We start from the raw sequence: 903 nt of genomic DNA, 5'->3' as shown, positions 1-903 counted from the left end.
GGCAGGCACGGGCCCGACGGCGTCGGCTCGCTGAGCGTGGCGCGCCTGCCCGAGCTGGTCGAGCGGGCGGGCGAGGCGGGCCTGGCGGTGACCTTCCAGGTGGTCGGCGACCCGGTGCCGCTGCCGCCCCTGGTCTCGCTCAACCTGTACCGGATCGCCCAGGAGGCGCTCACCAACACCCGCAAGCACGGCGGGGTGCGCGCCCGGGCCGACGTCCGTCTGCGCTACCTGCCCGGTGCGGTCGAGCTCGAGGTGTCCGACGACGGGGCCGGGGGCCGGCGCGCGGGTGCGCCCTCCTCGGGCCTGGGTCTGGTCGGGATGCGTGAACGGGTCGCCGCCGACGGCGGGACCCTCGAGGCGGGACCGCGACAGCGCGGCGGGTTCCTCGTCCGAGCCCAGGTACCGCTGAGGAGCGACCGTGACGACTGATGACCAGACCACCCGGACGGGCCCGTTCCGGGTGCTGCTCGTGGACGACCAGGAGCTGGTGCGTGCCGGGATCGGGACCATCCTCGACGCCCAGCCGGACCTCACCGTGGTGGGCGAGGCCCGCACCGGGCGGCAGGCCCTGGACCAGGCCCGCGCGCTGCAGCCCGACGTCATCTGCATGGACGTGCAGATGCCGGACATGGACGGCCTCGAGGCCACCCGCCTGGTGGTCGCCGACCCCGAGATCCACGCCGGGGTGCTGATCCTCACCACCTTCCACCGCGAGGACTACCTGGTCGAGGCCCTCGACGCGGGGGCCTCGGGCTTCCTGCTGAAGAACTCCCGCCCCGAGCAGCTGGTCGACGGCGTGCGCTCGGTGGCCGCGGGGGACGCGCTGCTGGCCCCCGAGGTGACGCGGGCCGTGATCTCCCGCGCCGTCGCGGGCCGCCGCGCCGAAGGGGTCGAGGGGCCCGA

General features: G+C 75.6%; 2 protein-coding genes. Both read left to right on the top strand.

Translation table 11 applies throughout. The annotated features are described in order from the left end of the window. The coding region (locus L0B03_RS18485; protein ID WP_374205033.1) for a sensor histidine kinase at positions 1-429 on the top strand (429 nt) is incomplete at its 5' end. Continuing rightward, a partial coding sequence (locus L0B03_RS18480; RefSeq protein WP_250448555.1) for a response regulator transcription factor occupies positions 419-903 on the top strand: 485 nt, incomplete at its 3' end. The genes L0B03_RS18485 and L0B03_RS18480, both read left to right, overlap by 11 nt.

This window comes from Actinotalea sp. C106, assembly GCF_023630195.1.
Classification (GTDB): Bacteria; Actinomycetota; Actinomycetes; order Actinomycetales; family Cellulomonadaceae; genus Actinotalea.
Note: the sequence above shows the minus strand (reverse complement) of the source record. Positions and strands in the feature narration are given on the sequence as shown.